This window comes from Klebsiella sp. CN_Kp073, assembly GCF_040065495.2.
GTDB lineage: Bacteria > Pseudomonadota > Gammaproteobacteria > Enterobacterales > Enterobacteriaceae > Klebsiella > Klebsiella aerogenes.
Genome location: NZ_CM198051.1, coordinates 420449 through 436476, shown reverse-complemented (window position 1 = coordinate 436476; position 16028 = coordinate 420449). Strand labels below are relative to the sequence as shown.

The 16028-nt window shown below is 53.4% G+C and carries 20 protein-coding genes; 3 read left to right on the top strand and 17 right to left on the bottom strand.

Translation table 11 applies throughout. The annotated features are described in order from the left end of the window. Positions 1 to 2: 2 nt before the first annotated feature. Together rplC and rpsJ are read right to left on the bottom strand one after the other, a co-directional pair. Positions 3 to 632 (bottom strand): 50S ribosomal protein L3, encoded by a 630-nt coding sequence (rplC, locus tag ABLV66_RS02080; protein ID WP_015369422.1) that lies wholly within the window; start codon positions 630 to 632, stop codon positions 3 to 5. Between the two features lie 32 nt (positions 633 to 664). Then, the gene (gene rpsJ / locus ABLV66_RS02075; RefSeq protein ID WP_001181005.1) at positions 665 to 976 is read right to left on the bottom strand and encodes a 30S ribosomal protein S10; all 312 of its coding nucleotides are present in this window, start codon (positions 974 to 976) and stop codon (positions 665 to 667) included. A 376-nt stretch (positions 977 to 1352) separates the two neighbouring features. Here rpsJ and ABLV66_RS02070 point away from each other — a divergent pair, with 376 nt between their 5' ends. After that, positions 1353 to 1835: a prepilin peptidase gene (locus ABLV66_RS02070; RefSeq protein ID WP_348876545.1), complete on the top strand. Its 483-nt coding sequence runs from the start codon at positions 1353 to 1355 to the stop codon at positions 1833 to 1835. Here ABLV66_RS02070 and bfr read toward each other — a convergent pair. From bfr to fkpA, 11 genes are all read right to left on the bottom strand, one after another. Beyond that, complete coding sequence (gene bfr, locus ABLV66_RS02065) at positions 1819 to 2295, bottom strand: bacterioferritin (protein WP_015369420.1); 477 nt, start codon at positions 2293 to 2295, stop codon at positions 1819 to 1821. The two genes, ABLV66_RS02070 and bfr, sit on opposite strands and share 17 nt — an antisense overlap. Before the next feature lie 74 nt (positions 2296 to 2369). Next, positions 2370 to 2564, bottom strand: a complete 195-nt coding sequence (gene bfd / locus ABLV66_RS02060) for a bacterioferritin-associated ferredoxin (protein WP_015369419.1) — start codon at positions 2562 to 2564, stop codon at positions 2370 to 2372. Between the two features lie 180 nt (positions 2565 to 2744). Further along, positions 2745 to 3929, bottom strand: coding sequence for an elongation factor Tu (tuf, locus tag ABLV66_RS02055; RefSeq protein ID WP_015369418.1), 1185 nt, complete (start codon positions 3927 to 3929; stop codon positions 2745 to 2747). Between the two features lie 69 nt (positions 3930 to 3998). Beyond that, a complete protein-coding gene (gene fusA, locus ABLV66_RS02050; RefSeq protein ID WP_045375915.1) occupies positions 3999 to 6113 on the bottom strand; it encodes an elongation factor G in 2115 nt (704 codons plus the stop codon). A gap of 96 nt (positions 6114 to 6209) precedes the next feature. After that, complete coding sequence (gene rpsG, locus ABLV66_RS02045; protein WP_015369416.1) at positions 6210 to 6680, bottom strand: 30S ribosomal protein S7; 471 nt, start codon at positions 6678 to 6680, stop codon at positions 6210 to 6212. Positions 6681 to 6775: 95 nt separating this feature from the next. Next, the gene (gene rpsL, locus ABLV66_RS02040) at positions 6776 to 7150 is read right to left on the bottom strand and encodes a 30S ribosomal protein S12 (RefSeq protein WP_000246815.1); all 375 of its coding nucleotides are present in this window, start codon (positions 7148 to 7150) and stop codon (positions 6776 to 6778) included. A gap of 124 nt (positions 7151 to 7274) precedes the next feature. Further along, a complete protein-coding gene (gene tusB, locus ABLV66_RS02035; RefSeq protein ID WP_045394886.1) occupies positions 7275 to 7562 on the bottom strand; it encodes a sulfurtransferase complex subunit TusB in 288 nt (95 codons plus the stop codon). 7 nt (positions 7563 to 7569) lie between these two features. Next, positions 7570 to 7929: a sulfurtransferase complex subunit TusC gene (tusC, locus tag ABLV66_RS02030; protein ID WP_045394885.1), complete on the bottom strand. Its 360-nt coding sequence runs from the start codon at positions 7927 to 7929 to the stop codon at positions 7570 to 7572. Next, positions 7929 to 8315 carry a sulfurtransferase complex subunit TusD gene (gene tusD, locus ABLV66_RS02025; protein WP_045394884.1) on the bottom strand — a complete coding sequence of 129 codons (387 nt, stop codon included), beginning with the start codon at positions 8313 to 8315 and terminating at the stop codon, positions 7929 to 7931. The genes tusC and tusD overlap by 1 nt, the downstream gene beginning before the upstream one ends. Next, positions 8315 to 9037 carry a helix-turn-helix transcriptional regulator gene (locus ABLV66_RS02020; RefSeq protein ID WP_004868391.1) on the bottom strand — a complete coding sequence of 241 codons (723 nt, stop codon included), beginning with the start codon at positions 9035 to 9037 and terminating at the stop codon, positions 8315 to 8317. Before ABLV66_RS02020 ends, tusD begins: the two co-directional genes overlap by 1 nt. A gap of 166 nt (positions 9038 to 9203) precedes the next feature. After that, positions 9204 to 10022 (bottom strand): FKBP-type peptidyl-prolyl cis-trans isomerase, encoded by an 819-nt coding sequence (gene fkpA, locus ABLV66_RS02015; RefSeq protein WP_015369412.1) that lies wholly within the window; start codon positions 10020 to 10022, stop codon positions 9204 to 9206. Between the two features lie 221 nt (positions 10023 to 10243). Here fkpA and ABLV66_RS02010 point away from each other — a divergent pair, with 221 nt between their 5' ends. Then, complete coding sequence (locus tag ABLV66_RS02010; RefSeq protein WP_015369411.1) at positions 10244 to 10462, top strand: protein SlyX; 219 nt, start codon at positions 10244 to 10246, stop codon at positions 10460 to 10462. A gap of 58 nt (positions 10463 to 10520) precedes the next feature. Here ABLV66_RS02010 and slyD read toward each other — a convergent pair whose 3' ends face one another. The 4 genes from slyD to kefG form a co-directional block, all read right to left on the bottom strand. Beyond that, positions 10521 to 11111, bottom strand: coding sequence for a peptidylprolyl isomerase (gene slyD / locus ABLV66_RS02005; RefSeq protein WP_015369410.1), 591 nt, complete (start codon positions 11109 to 11111; stop codon positions 10521 to 10523). A gap of 94 nt (positions 11112 to 11205) precedes the next feature. Continuing rightward, positions 11206 to 11406: a YheV family putative zinc ribbon protein gene (locus tag ABLV66_RS02000; RefSeq protein ID WP_004106389.1), complete on the bottom strand. Its 201-nt coding sequence runs from the start codon at positions 11404 to 11406 to the stop codon at positions 11206 to 11208. 13 nt (positions 11407 to 11419) lie between these two features. Continuing rightward, positions 11420 to 13225 (bottom strand): glutathione-regulated potassium-efflux system protein KefB, encoded by a 1806-nt coding sequence (gene kefB, locus ABLV66_RS01995; protein ID WP_047065852.1) that lies wholly within the window; start codon positions 13223 to 13225, stop codon positions 11420 to 11422. Continuing rightward, positions 13212 to 13775: a glutathione-regulated potassium-efflux system ancillary protein KefG gene (gene kefG / locus ABLV66_RS01990; RefSeq protein WP_047048039.1), complete on the bottom strand. Its 564-nt coding sequence runs from the start codon at positions 13773 to 13775 to the stop codon at positions 13212 to 13214. The genes kefB and kefG overlap by 14 nt, the downstream gene beginning before the upstream one ends. A 173-nt stretch (positions 13776 to 13948) precedes the next feature. On the opposite strand from kefG, the gene ABLV66_RS01985 reads away from it, so the two are divergent. Further along, entirely contained in the window at positions 13949 to 15853 is a 1905-nt protein-coding gene (locus tag ABLV66_RS01985) for an ABC transporter ATP-binding protein (protein WP_348876546.1), read from the top strand. Positions 15854 to 16028: the final 175 nt, after the last annotated feature.

Below are 16028 nucleotides of genomic sequence, written 5' to 3'. Positions count from 1 at the left end.
CCTTACGCCTTCACAGCTGGTTTAACGATCAGGTCGCAGCCGGTTGCACCCGGAACACCACCTTTAACCAGCAGCAGGTTGCGCTCAGCGTCAACACGTACTACGTCCAGGCTCTGAACAGTAACGCGTTCGTTGCCCAGCTGACCTGCCATTTTCTTGCCTTTGAACACTTTGCCCGGAGTCTGGTTCTGACCGATAGAACCCGGAACGCGGTGAGACAAGGAGTTACCGTGGGTAGCGTCCTGGGTACGGAAGTTCCAGCGCTTAACGGTACCAGCGAAACCTTTACCTTTAGAGGTACCGGTTACGTCAACTTTTTTAACGTCAGCAAACAGTTCAACGCTAATGTTCTGACCAACGGTGTATTCTTCACCATCTGCCAGACGGAACTCCCACAGGCCGCGGCCAGCTTCTACGCCAGCTTTAGCAAAGTGACCAGCTTCCGGCTTAGTTACACGGTTAGCTTTTTTAGCACCAGTGGTAACCTGAATAGCGCGATAGCCATCGTTAGCCAGATCTTTGACCTGAGTAACGCGGTTTGCTTCAACTTCGATAACGGTTACTGGGATAGAGACGCCATCTTCAGTGAAGATGCGGGTCATACCCACTTTTTTACCGACTAAACCAATCATTGTATCAACCTCTCAATCGCTCGATGACCTGATTAACCCAGGCTGATCTGCACGTCTACACCGGCAGCCAGGTCCAGACGCATCAGAGCATCAACGGTTTTTTCAGTTGGCTCAACGATGTCAACCAGACGCTTGTGAGTACGAATCTCGTACTGATCACGCGCATCTTTGTTGACGTGCGGAGAGATCAGAACGGTGAAACGCTCTTTGCGGGTCGGCAGCGGGATCGGACCACGGACTTGCGCACCAGTGCGCTTAGCAGTCTCGACGATTTCCGCGGTTGATTGATCGATCAGACGATGATCAAACGCTTTAAGGCGGATACGGATTCTTTGGTTCTGCATGAGACCAGAGCTCCAATTATTTTATAGACGAAATGATTACTCCTCATACCCATTACGATTGATGGGAGAGTGTAACCGTTCTTACAGAGTTCCCCGATTGGGAACATTGTTAGGTAGCAAACTGCGCTACCAGGGCTCATATCGAACCGGCCGTCAATTTTGACAGGCCCGCGCATTATACGCAAATTCAGGCGCGACGCAAGTGCTGATTAGAAAATCATCACCACAATTTGCGCGTCTTCTCGCGCAGGCGCTCAGCAATGCAATAACACGATAAATAAGTCAGGAATAAGCCTTCCATCTTGCACAAATGCGCTTTGCGCAAACGCGCGACGATAAGCAAAGTGAGCGCATTATCCCCGAACAGGAGTGTTCCATGCTTACCGTCCTCCCCTTCTTAGTTTTCTACTGCGCATTAACCCTGGCGCTGTGCCGGCAGGACCTGCTTCACGGTCTTCTTCCCGACAGGCTCACCTGCCCGCTGCTGTGGAGTGGTTTAGTTTTTTACCTGTGTCTTGCGCCGCAGCGGCTAGAAGATGCCGTCTGGGGGGCTATTGCCGGCTATCTTTTTTTTGCCCTGCTCTATTGGCTATATCGCATGTTTCGCAGCTATGAGGGGTTAGGATACGGCGACGTTAAATATCTTGCCGCCCTCGGCGCCTGGCACGGCTGGCAAAGGTTGCCACAGCTGGTATTGGTCGCCTCGCTGTTTGCCGGGATGACATGGGTGATATGGGCGTTGGTCAGGAGGAGGAAGCAACAACGATGGGATTTGAACAACCCGCTGCCGTTTGGGCCATTTCTGACTGCAGCGGGTTTTTGGTGCGGGTGGCAGACGTTCGCTAGTCTGACACTTTGATCTGCGATTGAAGGTAATTTTGCAGACCGATTTTGCCGATCAGATCTAACTCGGTTTCCAGCCAGTCAATATGGCCTTCCTCATCGGCAAGGATTTCAATCATCATATCGCGACTGACATAATCATGAACGCTGTCGGCATAGGCGATTGCCTCACGCAGGTTTTGCGCGCCTTCGAGCTCCAGCCGTAAGTCAGACTGCAGCATCTCTTCGACATCCTCACCGATGCCAAGTTTGCCAAGATCCTGCAGGTTAGGCAGCCCTTCAAGAAACAAAATACGCTCGATGTACTTATCGGCGTGTTTCATCTCATCGATAGATTCATGATATTCAATATCGTTGAGGCGCATCAGGCCCCAGTTCTTGAACATTCTTGCATGAAGAAAATACTGGTTAATAGCAACCAGTTCGTTTCCCAATAATTTATTGAGATAACTTATGATTTTGACATCACCTTTCATTATAAAGTCCCTCCGCTTCCACTTATTGAAGCGTAGTCCGGGCTATAAGGATGTCAAAAAGAGAAGGGTCGCGATCAGGCGATTTCTTTGAATTCCGGCATGCTGGTTAATTCATCTTCCATCACTTCGCGTGCCGCGCGGACGCACTTACCGCATTGATTTCCAACGGGAATAAACTTGCGTAATTGTTGAAAAGATTGCGGTTGAAATTGACGCACAACCTGGCGGATTTTTTTATCGCTAACGCCATTGCACAAACAAACGTACATATAAACTCCCGTTCAATTTATGCACAAAGTTTAAATGAGAATAGTTATGATTACAATAGACTGTTTATTAATTATCCGTAGCGGCGCACTTTATGAATATTTAAACCAACCTGGCTTATCACCAAATCACAGACAGCAAAAAGGGCGCCGAAGCGCCCTTTTTAATTCAAAGCTAACGAATTAGCCCAGAACTTTAGCTACAACGCCCGCGCCAACGGTACGGCCGCCTTCACGGATTGCGAAACGCAGACCGTCGTCCATCGCGATCGGGTGGATCAGGGTAACAACCATTTTGATGTTGTCGCCCGGCATTACCATCTCTACGCCTTCCGGCAGTTCGATGGTACCAGTCACGTCAGTAGTACGGAAGTAGAACTGCGGACGGTAGCCTTTGAAGAACGGAGTATGACGGCCGCCTTCGTCTTTGGACAGGATGTACACTTCAGATTCGAACTTGGTGTGCGGCTTGATGCTGCCCGGCTTAGCCAGTACCTGACCACGTTCGATTTCTTCACGTTTGATACCACGCAGCAGAACACCAACGTTCTCACCAGCACGGCCTTCGTCCAGCAGTTTGCGGAACATTTCAACGCCAGTACAGGTGGTTTTCGCGGTTTCTTTGATACCAACGATTTCAACTTCTTCACCAACTTTGATGATACCGCGCTCTACACGACCGGTAACAACGGTACCACGACCGGAGATGGAGAATACGTCTTCGATCGGCAGCAGGAACGGCTTGTCAATCGCACGCTCTGGTTCCGGAATGTAAGAATCCAGGAAGCCAGCCAGTTCGATGATTTTCGCTTCCCACTCTGCGTCGCCTTCCAGCGCTTTCAGAGCAGAACCACGAACGATCGGAGTGTCGTCGCCCGGGAAATCGTACTGAGACAGCAGTTCACGAACTTCCATCTCAACCAGTTCCAGCAGCTCTTCGTCATCAACCATGTCGCATTTGTTCAGGAACACGATGATGTACGGAACGCCTACCTGACGACCCAGCAGGATGTGCTCACGAGTCTGCGGCATCGGGCCGTCAGTCGCAGCAACAACCAGGATCGCGCCATCCATCTGAGCAGCACCGGTGATCATGTTTTTAACATAGTCGGCGTGGCCCGGGCAGTCTACGTGTGCGTAGTGGCGAGTCGGGGTGTCATATTCAACGTGGGAAGTGTTGATGGTGATACCACGAGCTTTTTCTTCCGGCGCGTTATCGATCTGGTCGAATGCGCGAGCAGCACCGCCGTAGGTTTTAGCCAGTACGGTGGTGATTGCAGCGGTCAGAGTAGTTTTACCATGGTCGACGTGGCCGATAGTACCAACGTTGACGTGCGGTTTTGTACGTTCAAATTTTTCTTTAGACACGGCTATATTCCTTACTATAGTGCTCTCCCCTCAGGAGAGAGCACGGGACTTAGGTTTTAATCCTGTGGATTATTTACCACGGGCTTCAATAACGGCCTGAGCAACGTTGTTCGGCGCATCATCATACTTCAGGAATTCCATGGTGTATGATGCACGACCTTTGGTCAGAGAACGCAGCTGAGTTGCATATCCGAACATTTCAGACAGCGGAACTTCAGCGTGGATCTTAACGCCAGTTACTTCAGATTCTTGACCGCGCAGCATGCCGCGACGACGGCTCAAGTCACCGATTACGTCACCGGTGTTCTCTTCCGGAGTTTCTACTTCAACCTTCATGATCGGCTCAAGCAGAACTGGTTTCGCTTTCTTAAAGCCTTCTTTAAAGGCGATAGAAGCGGCCAGTTTAAACGCCAGCTCAGAGGAGTCAACGTCGTGGTAAGAACCGAAGTGCAGACGGATACCCATATCAACTACCGGGTAACCAGCCAGCGGACCAGCTTTCAGCTGTTCCTGGATGCCTTTATCAACGGCCGGGATGTATTCGCCAGGGATTACACCACCTTTAATGTCGTTGATGAACTCGTAACCTTTCGGGTTAGAGCCCGGCTCCAGCGGGTACATGTCGATCACAACGTGACCGTACTGACCACGACCACCAGACTGCTTGGCGTGTTTACCTTCAACATCGGTAACTTTCTGGCGAATCGCTTCGCGGTAAGCAACCTGAGGTTTACCGACGTTCGCTTCAACGTTGAATTCACGCTTCATACGGTCAACGATGATGTCGAGGTGCAGCTCACCCATACCGGCGATGATGGTCTGGTTAGACTCTTCGTCAGTCCATACGCGGAATGACGGGTCTTCTTTAGCCAGACGACCCAGAGCCAGACCCATTTTTTCCTGGTCAGCTTTGGTTTTCGGCTCAACGGCGATGGAGATTACCGGCTCAGGGAATTCCATACGCTCCAGAATGATCGGCGCATCCGGGTCACACAGGGTGTCACCAGTGGTTACGTCTTTCAGACCGATAGCGGCAGCGATATCGCCCGCGCGAACTTCTTTGATCTCTTCACGTTTGTTAGCGTGCATCTGAACGATACGACCGAAACGCTCACGTGCAGCTTTCACGGAGTTCAGTACGGTATCACCAGAGTTAACCACACCGGAGTACACACGGAAGAAGGTCAGGTTACCAACAAACGGGTCGGTAGCGATTTTGAACGCCAGTGCAGAGAACGGCTCGTCGTCGCTTGCGTGACGCTCAGCCGGGGTATCTTTACCGTCGTCCAGGATGCCGTTGATTGCCGGAACATCAACCGGGGATGGCAGGTAATCAATTACCGCATCCAGCATCGCCTGAACACCTTTGTTCTTGAACGCAGAACCGCAGGTTACCAGGATGATTTCGTTGTTCAGAACGCGCTGACGCAGAGCTTTTTTGATCTCTTCTTCAGTCAGTTCTTCACCACCCAGGTATTTTTCCATCAGCTCTTCGGAAGCTTCCGCAGCGGACTCGATCAGGTTCTGGTGCCATTCGTCAGCCAGGTCCTGCATGTCAGCCGGGATATCTTCGTATTCGAAGGTAACGCCCTGGTCTGCATCGTTCCAGTTGATGGCTTTCATTTTCACCAGGTCAACAACACCGGTGAAACCTTCTTCAGCACCAATTGCCAGCTGCAGCGGAACCGGGTTCGCGCCCAGACGGGTTTTGATCTGACCAACAACTTTCAGGAAGTTCGCACCCATGCGGTCCATTTTGTTAACGAACGCAATGCGCGGAACTTTATATTTGTTTGCCTGACGCCATACGGTTTCAGACTGCGGCTGAACACCACCAACTGCGCAGTAAACCATTACCGCACCATCAAGAACACGCATGGAACGTTCTACTTCGATAGTGAAGTCAACGTGCCCCGGGGTGTCGATGATGTTTACACGGTGCGGTTCATACTGTTTAGCCATACCAGACCAGAATGCAGTAGTCGCAGCGGAAGTGATGGTGATACCACGTTCCTGCTCCTGCTCCATCCAGTCCATGGTAGCGGCGCCGTCATGAACTTCACCGATTTTGTGGTTTACACCGGTGTAGAACAGAATACGTTCGGTAGTAGTGGTTTTACCGGCGTCGATGTGCGCACTGATACCGATGTTACGGTAGCGTGCGATGGGTGTTGTACGAGCCATTTGATTCCTCGTTTATTTCTTTAGGCGTTCAGTTAAGTTATCCAGAGCGGGCGACTCATCTGAAACGCCCGCCTGGTGACTATGACTCCGAAGGGATTACCAACGGTAGTGTGCGAACGCCTTGTTGGCTTCGGCCATACGGTGAACGTCTTCACGTTTCTTAACTGCAGTACCTTTGTTGTCTGCAGCGTCAGTGAGTTCGTTCGCCAGGCGCAGAGCCATGGATTTATCACCGCGTTTACGAGCAGCTTCAACGATCCAACGCATTGCCAGGGCATTACGACGAACCGGACGTACTTCAACTGGAACCTGATAAGTAGAACCACCTACGCGGCGGGACTTAACTTCGACAGTCGGGCGCACGTTTTCGAGCGCAACTTCGAAGGCTTCCAGTTCAGTTTTACCAGAGCGCTGAGCCAGGGTCTCCAGCGCGCTGTATACGATAGTTTCTGCAGTAGATTTTTTACCATCTACCATCAGGATATTTACAAATTTAGCCAGCAGTTCTGATCCGAACTTCGGATCCGGCAGAATTTTACGCTGACCAATGACGCGACGACGTGGCATGGAAATACTCCGTTGTTAATTCAGGATTGTCCAAAACTCAAAGAGTTTAGTTTGACATTAATATAAAACGTTTGGCCTTACTTAACGGAGAACCATTAAGCCTTAGGACGCTTCACGCCGTACTTGGAGCGAGCCTGCTTACGGTCTTTAACGCCGGAGCAGTCAAGCGCACCACGAACGGTGTGGTAACGAACACCCGGAAGGTCTTTAACACGACCGCCACGGATCAGGATCACGGAGTGCTCCTGCAGGTTGTGACCTTCACCACCGATGTAGGAGGTGACTTCAAAACCGTTAGTCAGACGCACACGGCAAACTTTACGCAGTGCGGAGTTCGGTTTCTTAGGAGTGGTGGTATATACGCGAGTACATACGCCACGTTTCTGCGGGCAGGCTTCCAGCGCCGGCACGTTGCTCTTTGCAACTTTGCGCGCGCGTGGTTTGCGTACCAGCTGGTTAACTGTTGCCATTAAATAGCTCCTGGTTTTAGCTTTTGCTTCGTAAACACGTAATAAATCGCCTCATATAATATGAGGACGCAGAATTTTAGGGCGGTGCCGAAAAGGTGTCAAGAAATATACAACGATCCCGCCATTACCAGGCCAACTGACCTTCATGTTTGACCGTAAGACTGACGAAATCAGTATAGTCAACCCTGACGACACTGTCCGCAATTTGACCAGCCAGCCCGCGGGCTTCGATATCGTCTTGCAGAGCATGTAGGGTTATGGGGGCGGATTGCAGGATTTCAAGGAAACGGCCGCCGTCAATCGCCGCGACCACGCCATCGGAGAGCAGCAGCAGATCGTCGCCTGGCTTCACCAGACGCAGCATCGCGTCGATATCGGCGTGCCAGGGAGAGACGCTTAGAGTATGGAGCATCTGGGCCTCAGAATCGTAGAATCACGTTGAACTCGTCAAGCCGGGCGCGCAGCGCTTCTGGCTCGAGGCTTTCTGCATCCACCACCCACGGCGTATCGGCAGCCAGGCCGCGTTCGCGGGCAGACGCCGCGCATAGCCAGCACTGTTCGATGTCATACAGCGATAACAGCTTGAAGGTGGCGATATAATCACGGGCGAGGATTTTTCCCGGCTGCTGGCCAGGGATAATCTGAAACACGCCGTCGCCGACAAAGAAGACGCCGAGATCATCGGTAAGCGCCGAGGTCGCCAGTAAGGCGTCCAGCCCTTCCCTGCCGGCTGCGCTGCCGTGCGGCGCGGAAGAAAATACGAAAGCCACGCGTTTCATCAGAACTGTACCATTCTATCGCAGGTTAACGACGCTTCAGCCAGCGCGCCTAGTCCGCTTAAGGTGAATCCCGGCTGCAGATTCTGCGCCGGCAAACCAAGCTGCTGCGCTTCGCGTTCATCGGTCACGCCGCGGCGTAGCGCGGCTGCCACGCAAATGTGCAGCGCAACGGCATGTTCATCATGCAGGCGCTGCCAGTGACGCACCAGGTCTACCTCATCGCTGGCTGGGGCCGTCAGCTGATTGGCGTTGTAGACTCCTTCGCGATAGAAAAACACGCAGGCCAGTTCATGCCCTGCGTTAATAACCGCCTGCGCAAACTGCCACGCGCTACTGGCCTGCTGAGTACCGTAGGCAGGCCCGGTTACCGTGATGGCAAAACGCATTACTTATCGAGTCCCTGGAAATCACCGCTTTTAAACTGGCGGATGTAGAGGTACACCGTGTGTTTAGAGATATTCAGGCGATCGGCTACCTGGTTAATCGCATCTTTGATATCGAAGATGCCTTTCTCGTAAAGATTCAACACGATTTGGCGGTTTTTCGCGTTATTCGACACGTTGCGATCGGCATTCACCTCTTCAATGGTGAACTCCAGCGTTTGTGCGACCAGGTCATCTACCGACGAGGCAAAGTTAACCTGAGAGTTCACTTCCGGCGTTTCCGGTGGAATGAAAGTGCTCATAATCTGCGAGAACGGGACATCGAGGTTCATGTTGATACAAAGCAGACCAATCACCCGATGTTCGCGGTTACGTATGGCGATAGTCACCGATTTCATCAGCACGCCGCTTTTCGCGCGGGTAAAATAGCACTTCGATACGCTGCTATCCGCTCCCGTCATATCGTGCAGCATACGTAACGCCAGATCGGTAATCGGCGAGCCAATTTGGCGGCCGGTGTGTTCACCGTTAGCGATACGAATAGCGGAGCATTTTAAATCCTGCAGTGAGTGCAGCACGATTTCACAGTGGGAGCCAATGAGCATCGCTAACCCGTCCACCACCGCTTCATAGGATTTTAGGATATCGAAGTCGGTCTGGTCGAAAGGACGTTGATCCAGCAGGTCAAGCTCGCTGGTTTCGTTGGTTAAAAGCGACCTGGACATGTAAAAAAGCACTCCTTTTCAGGAACCTGTCGTTATCGTCAGGGCAGGCTCATCATCATTATTAAGCTATCTAAAGTAATACAGCGCCTGAGGAATTTTCCAGTTTTAATTATATCTGCTGCCAATAAAAAAGCCGCCGCCCCTGAAGGCGGCGGCTTATGGCAGATTACTTCTTAGCGTCTGCAGCCGGTGCTTCGGCAGCGGCTTCTGGCTTAGCATCAGCCTTCGGAGCCGGTTTGATGTCCAGCAGTTCTACATCGAATACCAGCGTAGAGTTAGCCGGGATACCCGGAACGCCAGTTTTGCCGTAAGCCAGATCCGGTGGGATGACCAGCTTGATTTTGCCGCCTTTTTTGATGTTTTTCAGGCCTTCGGTCCAGCCCGGGATAACGCCATCAAGACGGAAAGAGAGCGGCTCGCCGCGGGTGTAAGAGTTGTCGAACTCTTTACCATCGATCAGCGTACCTTTGTAGTTCACCACGACGGTATCGCTGTCTTTCGGCGCATCGCCGGTACCGGCTTTCTCGACTTTATACATCAGGCCGGATTTAGAAGTTTTCACGCCCTTCTCTTTAGCGAAGGCGTCACGGAACGCTTTGCCTTTGGCATCGTTCTCAGTCGCATCTTTTTCCATCTTCTGCTGAGCGGCGGTTTTCACGCGGGTCTCAAAGGACTGCAGAGTGGTTTCAATTTCTTTGTCGGACAGTTTGCTCTTATCGGCAAACGCATCCTGCACGCCGGCGATCAGCTGGTCTTTATCCAGTTTGATACCCAGCTTCTCTTGTTCTTTCAGGGAGTTTTCCATGTAACGGCCGAGGGATGCACCCAGCGCATAAGCGGATTTTTGATCGTCATTTTTAAATGCCGATTTGCTGTCCGCCGCCGGTGCGGCTTTTGCTGCGGTATCGGCAGCAAAGGTCAGCGGTGCATTCAGGGCAACGGCCATCGTGGTCGCCAGCAGCGTTACTTTAAACAGTGATTTCATCCATTTCTCCAGGGCCGGGGCATCTCACCCCAGGGTTATCATAAAAAGCAAAAAACGTACTATAGAACGTTGCAGAACAAATCTACATACGGACCTACCTGAATATCGCCTCATTTCAGACTATTTTTGTATGAATTAGTTTCCTCTCTGACGTTACGATGCTGCGTTAACGCGGAAACTTGAGTAGAATCCGCCCGCAAACAAGACAGAAGAGGCGACCTATGAACGATAGCACAATGGAGACGCGTCTGGCGGAACTGGAAAGCCGACTGGCGTTTCAGGAGATCACCATCGAGGACCTCAACAAAACCGTCACGGCGCATGAAATAGAAATGGCCAAAATGCGCGAACATATGCGCTTGATGATCGAAAAACTGAAAGCGACGCAGCCGTCGCACATCGCGTCACAGTCTGAAGAGACGCCGCCTCCGCATTATTGAGACGTAAAAAAAGCGGGTCTCCCCGCTTTTTTTGGCTATTCGCGCGAACGCGACGCCATTAGTGGCAACCGCAACCGCCGTTACCGCAACCACCTTTGCCGTGTTCATGGTCGTGACCATGATCGTGGCCGTGGCCGCCGCAGCAACCGTCATGACCGTGGTCATGATCGTGATCGTGGCCATGAGCGCCGTGTACGTGACCGTGCTCCAGCTCTTCTGCAGTGGCTTCGCGCAGGGCGACAACTTCTACGTTGAACTTCAGATTCTGGCCAGCCAGCATGTGGTTGCCGTCAACCACCACGAAATCGTCGCCGACTTCGGTGATTTCTACCGGTACCGGACCCTGGTCGGTTTCAGCCAGGAAGCGCATGCCAACCTGCAGTTCGTCAACGCCCATGAAGACGTCTTTAGGAACGCGCTGAACCAGGTTTTCGTCATACTGGCCGTACGCGTCATTCGCGCCGACTTCGACATCAAATTTGTCGCCCACTTCGTGGCCGTTTAATGCGTTTTCCAGGCCGGAAATCAAGGAACCGTGACCATGCAGGTAGTCCAGCGGCGCACTCACCGGAGACTCATCAACCAACACACCGTCTTCTGTACGTACCTGATAGGCCAGGCTGACCACCAGGTCTTTTGCTACTTTCATGATATCTCCTGAGCATGGGAAGAATAGTGGCGCAGATTGTAGCGGAATTCTGCAGCCGTGTACCCTCTAGCTTAAAAAAAGGCGACAGATAACGCTAGTCCGGATGAAAAATGCCGATCACTTGCTCTTCTTTGCGAACGTGTTCGCGGACCTCTTTATCGGCCTCGCGCATCTGATGTCCGCACTTAACGCACTCAACAATATCGACATTATTCTCGCGCCACATCGCCAGTGAATCCTGTGCCTGGCACGCCGGACATTTTGCGCCGGCAATAAAACGTTTACGTACCGCCATTTTGCTCTACCTTCTATTCAAACTCGTCCCAGCCGTCCAGCTGCCGGCTTTCTTTCTGCATCTCACGCTCAAAAATCTCTTCCAGCTCGCGCCGGGCTTCCCGCACGCGGGATATCTGTACGGTATCAGTATGCACCGGCATTAACTCGCGAAGCATTCGCATATCGAGGCGTCGAAAGTGTAACTGAGCGCGCTGCGCCTGATGCGGATGCATTCCCAGAGTCACCAGCGCCTTGCGCCCCAATTCCAGGGCGCTGGAGAAGGTTTCACGCGAGAACTGCGTCACGCCGGCCTGTAATAGCTCATGCGCCTCTACGCGCCCCCGTGCTCGCGCCAGAATATGCAGGTGGGGAAAATGCTGTTGGCACATCTCCACCAGCTTCATGGTATCTTCCGGCTCGTTGCAGGTAATCACGATCGACTGCGCCTCTTCCGCCCCCGCCGAGCGCAGCAGCTCAAGCTGCGTCGCATCGCCGAAATAGACTTTGTAGCCATATTTGCGCATCAGGTTAACCGCGCTGATATCGCGTTCAAGCACGGTAATACGCATTTTATTAGCCATCAGCAGACGCCCAATCACCTGACCAAAACGCCCGAAACCGACGATAATCACCTGTGGCTTATCATCCTCGACCCACGGCGCCTCATCGGTATCTTCCGCCGGGTTAAGCCGTCGCGACAGCACTTTATCAATGATCTTCATCAGGAGCGGCGTGGTCATCATCGATAAGGTTACGGTAACCAGCAGCAGCGCCATCTGATCGTTATGGAACAGTTTCTGCGAAGCCGGCATGGAAAAGAGAACAAAGGCGAACTCGCCGCCCTGGCTCAATACGCCGGCGAACTGCGTGCGCTCGGAGCTGCGCAAACCATATACCCGAGCCAATACATAGAGCACCAACGCTTTCACCGCCACCAGCGCGGCAACGCTTACCACCACCCACAGCAGATGGGTGTAGAGCACGCCAAGATTCAGCGCCATGCCGACGGAGATAAAAAACAGCCCCAGCAGCAGGCCTTTAAACGGCTCAATAGCGATTTCCAGCTCGTGGCGATATTCGCTTTCCGCCAGCAGCACGCCGGCGATAAACGTCCCCAGCGCCATCGACAGCCCCAGGGCGTCCATAAACAGCGCGGAACCCAGCACCAGCAGCAGCGTGGCGGCGGTGAAGACCTCACGCACGCCGGAACCAGCGATAAAGCGGAATACCGGGCGCAGCAGAAAACGGCCGCCAATCAGCATGCCGGCGAATGCCAGCACCTTCATCCCTACCGACATCCAGTTGAAGTTATCGTCGCCGTGTCCGGCGAGCAGCGGGACCAGCGCCAGCGCCGGGATCACCGCTAAATCCTGAAATAACAGAACTGAAAAACCCAGCTGGCCGGATTCGTTACGGCTCATTCCTTTCTCGCGCATCAGCTGCAGCGCCATCGCGGTAGAGGACATCGCCAGACCAATACCGCCCACTACGGCCGCCTGCCACGAAAACCCGGTGACCACCAGCAATCCGCCGAGGATCGCCGCGCTAAACAACACCTGCGCCGCGCCGACCCCGAATATTGAGTTGCGCAGTTGCCACAGTTTGGCGGGGTTGAGCTCAAGGCCGATGATAAACATGAGGAACACGACGCCCAGCTCGGAAAAGTGAAGAATTTCATCCACATCGCTAATAAACCCGAGCCCCCACGGGCCAATCGCAATCCCGGCCAGCAGGTAACCGAGTACGGCGCCAATACCCAGCCGGGCCGCCAGCGGAACCGCCACCACGGCGGCAAACAAAAACAGTACCCCTGCTAATAGCAAATCAGCTCCCGCCATTGGCGCCTCCTGTTGCAACAGGATTCGCGAGCCAATCGCGGTACGCGCGGGCGTGGCTTTGCAAATCTTCCGGCCGCTGTCGGCGCGCCCAGTAGACAATAATCGGACTCAGCCAGTGCATGCGGCACATGCCGGCCGTTAACTCAAAAGGGCGCAGAATATCGTTCATCGGATAGCGGTTAGCATCGCGGCGGTAAGCGCTCTCCGGCTCGCCGGTGGTGATCACGCTACGCCAGTACTTTCCCGCCAGTTGATTTCCTCCCGCGCCGCTGGCGAAGCCGCGGCTCAGCACCCGGTCCAGCCACTCTTTCAACAATGCCGGACAGCTCCACGTATACAGCGGATGTTGGAACACAATCACCTGATGCTGACGCAGGAGATCCTGCTCAAGGGCGATATCAATAAAAAAATCTGGATAGTGCGCATAAAGATCGTGCACGGTGACATTCGGCAACTGTAAAGCCGGTTCAAGCAACACCCGGTTGGCCACGGAATCCTGAGATTCTGGGTGGGCATACAGCAGCAACACTTTCGCTGTCTGAGACATCATTCCCCTCCCGAACGTCATCTGGCGGCTTGCGAAGCGGCTGCGTCTCGACGCAACCAGAATGACTTTGTCTATCGTCTTCATTTTGGGCTACCATTGCGGCCCCATGGAGCGTTTCGCTTCCACACTACATTATCATAAAGACAAATTAACATAGTCTGAACATACGGCGCCTTATGATTGTTTTCTCCTCGTTACAAATTCGTCGCGGCGTACGCGTCCTGCTGGACAACGCCACCGCCACCATCAATCCTGGCCAGAAGGTCGGTCTGGTGGGTAAAAACGGCTGCGGTAAATCTACGTTGCTTTCGCTTTTGAAAAACGAGATAAGCGCCGACGGCGGTTCCATGACCTTCCCGAGCAACTGGCAGCTGGCGTGGGTTAATCAGGAAACGCCGGCCCTGCCGCTGCCGGCTATTGATTATGTTATTGATGGCGATCGCGAGTTCCGCAAGCTGGAAGCCGATTTACAGCAGGCCAATGAGCGCGACGACGGCCATGCCATCGCCACCGTCCACGGTAAGCTGGATGCGATTGACGCCTGGACGATTCGTTCCCGCGCCGCCAGCCTGCTGCACGGCCTTGGTTTCAGCAACGAGCAGCTCGATCGGCCGGTCAGTGATTTCTCCGGCGGCTGGCGTATGCGCTTAAACCTCGCGCAGGCGCTGATCTGTCGTTCCGATCTGCTGCTGCTCGACGAACCGACCAACCACCTCGATCTTGATGCGGTGATCTGGCTGGAAAAGTGGCTAAAGGGCTATACCGGTACGCTGATCCTGATTTCCCACGATCGTGATTTCCTCGATCCGATCGTCGATAAAATTATTCATATCGAACAGCAAACGATGTTCGAATACACCGGTAACTACAGCTCGTTTGAAATCCAGCGCGCAACCCGTCTGTCGCAGCAGCAGGCCATGTATGAAAGCCAGCAGCAGCGCGTAGCCCACTTGCAGAGCTACATCGACCGTTTCCGCGCCAAAGCCACCAAAGCGAAGCAGGCGCAGAGCCGTATCAAAATGCTTGAGCGTATGGAGCTTATCGCCCCGGCGCACGTCGATAACCCGTTCCACTTCAGCTTCCGCGCGCCGGAAAGTCTACCGAACCCGTTACTCAAGATGGAGAAAGTCAGCGCCGGCTACGGCGAACGAATTATTCTCGACTCCATCAAGCTGAATCTGGTACCCGGTTCGCGTATCGGTCTGCTGGGGCGCAACGGCGCCGGTAAATCAACGCTGATTAAGCTGCTGGCCGGCGAACTACAGCCGCTGTCCGGTGAAATTGGCCTGGCTAAGGGCATTAAGCTCGGTTACTTCGCCCAGCATCAGCTCGAATTCCTGCGCGCCGATGAGTCGCCGATACAGCATCTGGCCCGCCTGGCGCCGCAGGAGCTGGAACAAAAATTGCGCGACTACCTCGGCGGCTTTGGATTCCAGGGGGATAAAGTCAGCGAAGAGACCCGCCGTTTCTCCGGCGGCGAAAAAGCGCGTCTGGTGCTGGCGTTAATCGTCTGGCAGCGCCCTAACCTGCTGCTGCTCGATGAACCGACCAACCACCTTGATCTTGATATGCGCCAGGCCTTGACCGAAGCGCTGATCGACTTCGAAGGGGCGCTGGTCGTGGTCTCGCACGATCGCCACCTGATCCGCTCCACCACTGACGATCTGTACCTCGTACACGACGGCAAAGTCGAACCCTTTGATGGCGATCTGGAAGATTATCAGCAGTGGCTGAGCGATTCGCAGAAGCTGGAAAACCAGACCTCTGAAGCGCCAAAGGATAACGGCAATAGCGCGCAGGCGCGTAAGGATCAAAAACGCCGCGAAGCCGAACTGCGTACGCAAACGCAACCGCTGCGTAAAGAGATCGCCCGTCTGGAAAAAGAGATGGATAAATTCAACGCGCAGCTGGCGCAGGCGGAAGAGAAACTGGGCGACAGCGAGTTGTATGACGCCTCGCGCAAAGCGGAATTAACCGCATGCCTGCAGCAGCAGGCGAGCGCCAAATCAGGGCTCGAAGAGTGTGAGATGGCGTGGCTCGACGCGCAGGAACAGCTGGAGCGGATGCTGCAGGAAAGTTAATGAGTAACCGCCCGGCGGTGAGAGAAAATTCATCGTCGGGACTTTCTGCTTAGGCATCCCGGGAGACTTTCCGAAATTCATCGCTCAGCCATTCTCTTGAGTCATTTTCATGTAATCTATACCGATTACCCGCAAGACCACATATTGGCTAACCGCCCACTTTTATGCGCGGTAT

What these genes read in the sequence shown, in the direction of transcription:
- tusD (WP_045394884.1), bottom strand. Translation starts at nt 8,315, where the DNA reads ATGCGTTTTGCCATCACGGTAACCGGGCCTGCCTACGGTACTCAGCAG.
- rpsJ (WP_001181005.1), bottom strand. Translation starts at nt 976, where the DNA reads ATGCAGAACCAAAGAATCCGTATCCGCCTTAAAGCGTTTGATCATCGT.
- ABLV66_RS02000 (WP_004106389.1), bottom strand. Translation starts at nt 11,406, where the DNA reads ATGGCGGTACGTAAACGTTTTATTGCCGGCGCAAAATGTCCGGCGTGC.
- slyD (WP_015369410.1), bottom strand. Translation starts at nt 11,111, where the DNA reads ATGAAAGTAGCAAAAGACCTGGTGGTCAGCCTGGCCTATCAGGTACGT.
- kefG (WP_047048039.1), bottom strand. Translation starts at nt 13,775, where the DNA reads ATGATGTCTCAGACAGCGAAAGTGTTGCTGCTGTATGCCCACCCAGAA.
- tusB (WP_045394886.1), bottom strand. Translation starts at nt 7,562, where the DNA reads ATGCTCCATACTCTAAGCGTCTCTCCCTGGCACGCCGATATCGACGCG.
- tusC (WP_045394885.1), bottom strand. Translation starts at nt 7,929, where the DNA reads ATGAAACGCGTGGCTTTCGTATTTTCTTCCGCGCCGCACGGCAGCGCA.
- ABLV66_RS02010 (WP_015369411.1), top strand. Translation starts at nt 10,244, where the DNA reads ATGAACGATAGCACAATGGAGACGCGTCTGGCGGAACTGGAAAGCCGA.
- ABLV66_RS02070 (WP_348876545.1), top strand. Translation starts at nt 1,353, where the DNA reads ATGCTTACCGTCCTCCCCTTCTTAGTTTTCTACTGCGCATTAACCCTG.
- kefB (WP_047065852.1), bottom strand. Translation starts at nt 13,225, where the DNA reads ATGGCGGGAGCTGATTTGCTATTAGCAGGGGTACTGTTTTTGTTTGCC.
- fkpA (WP_015369412.1), bottom strand. Translation starts at nt 10,022, where the DNA reads ATGAAATCACTGTTTAAAGTAACGCTGCTGGCGACCACGATGGCCGTT.
- bfr (WP_015369420.1), bottom strand. Translation starts at nt 2,295, where the DNA reads ATGAAAGGTGATGTCAAAATCATAAGTTATCTCAATAAATTATTGGGA.
- rpsG (WP_015369416.1), bottom strand. Translation starts at nt 6,680, where the DNA reads ATGCCACGTCGTCGCGTCATTGGTCAGCGTAAAATTCTGCCGGATCCG.
- rplC (WP_015369422.1), bottom strand. Translation starts at nt 632, where the DNA reads ATGATTGGTTTAGTCGGTAAAAAAGTGGGTATGACCCGCATCTTCACT.
- rpsL (WP_000246815.1), bottom strand. Translation starts at nt 7,150, where the DNA reads ATGGCAACAGTTAACCAGCTGGTACGCAAACCACGCGCGCGCAAAGTT.
- ABLV66_RS02020 (WP_004868391.1), bottom strand. Translation starts at nt 9,037, where the DNA reads ATGTCCAGGTCGCTTTTAACCAACGAAACCAGCGAGCTTGACCTGCTG.
- bfd (WP_015369419.1), bottom strand. Translation starts at nt 2,564, where the DNA reads ATGTACGTTTGTTTGTGCAATGGCGTTAGCGATAAAAAAATCCGCCAG.
- ABLV66_RS01985 (WP_348876546.1), top strand. Translation starts at nt 13,949, where the DNA reads ATGATTGTTTTCTCCTCGTTACAAATTCGTCGCGGCGTACGCGTCCTG.
- fusA (WP_045375915.1), bottom strand. Translation starts at nt 6,113, where the DNA reads ATGGCTCGTACAACACCCATCGCACGCTACCGTAACATCGGTATCAGT.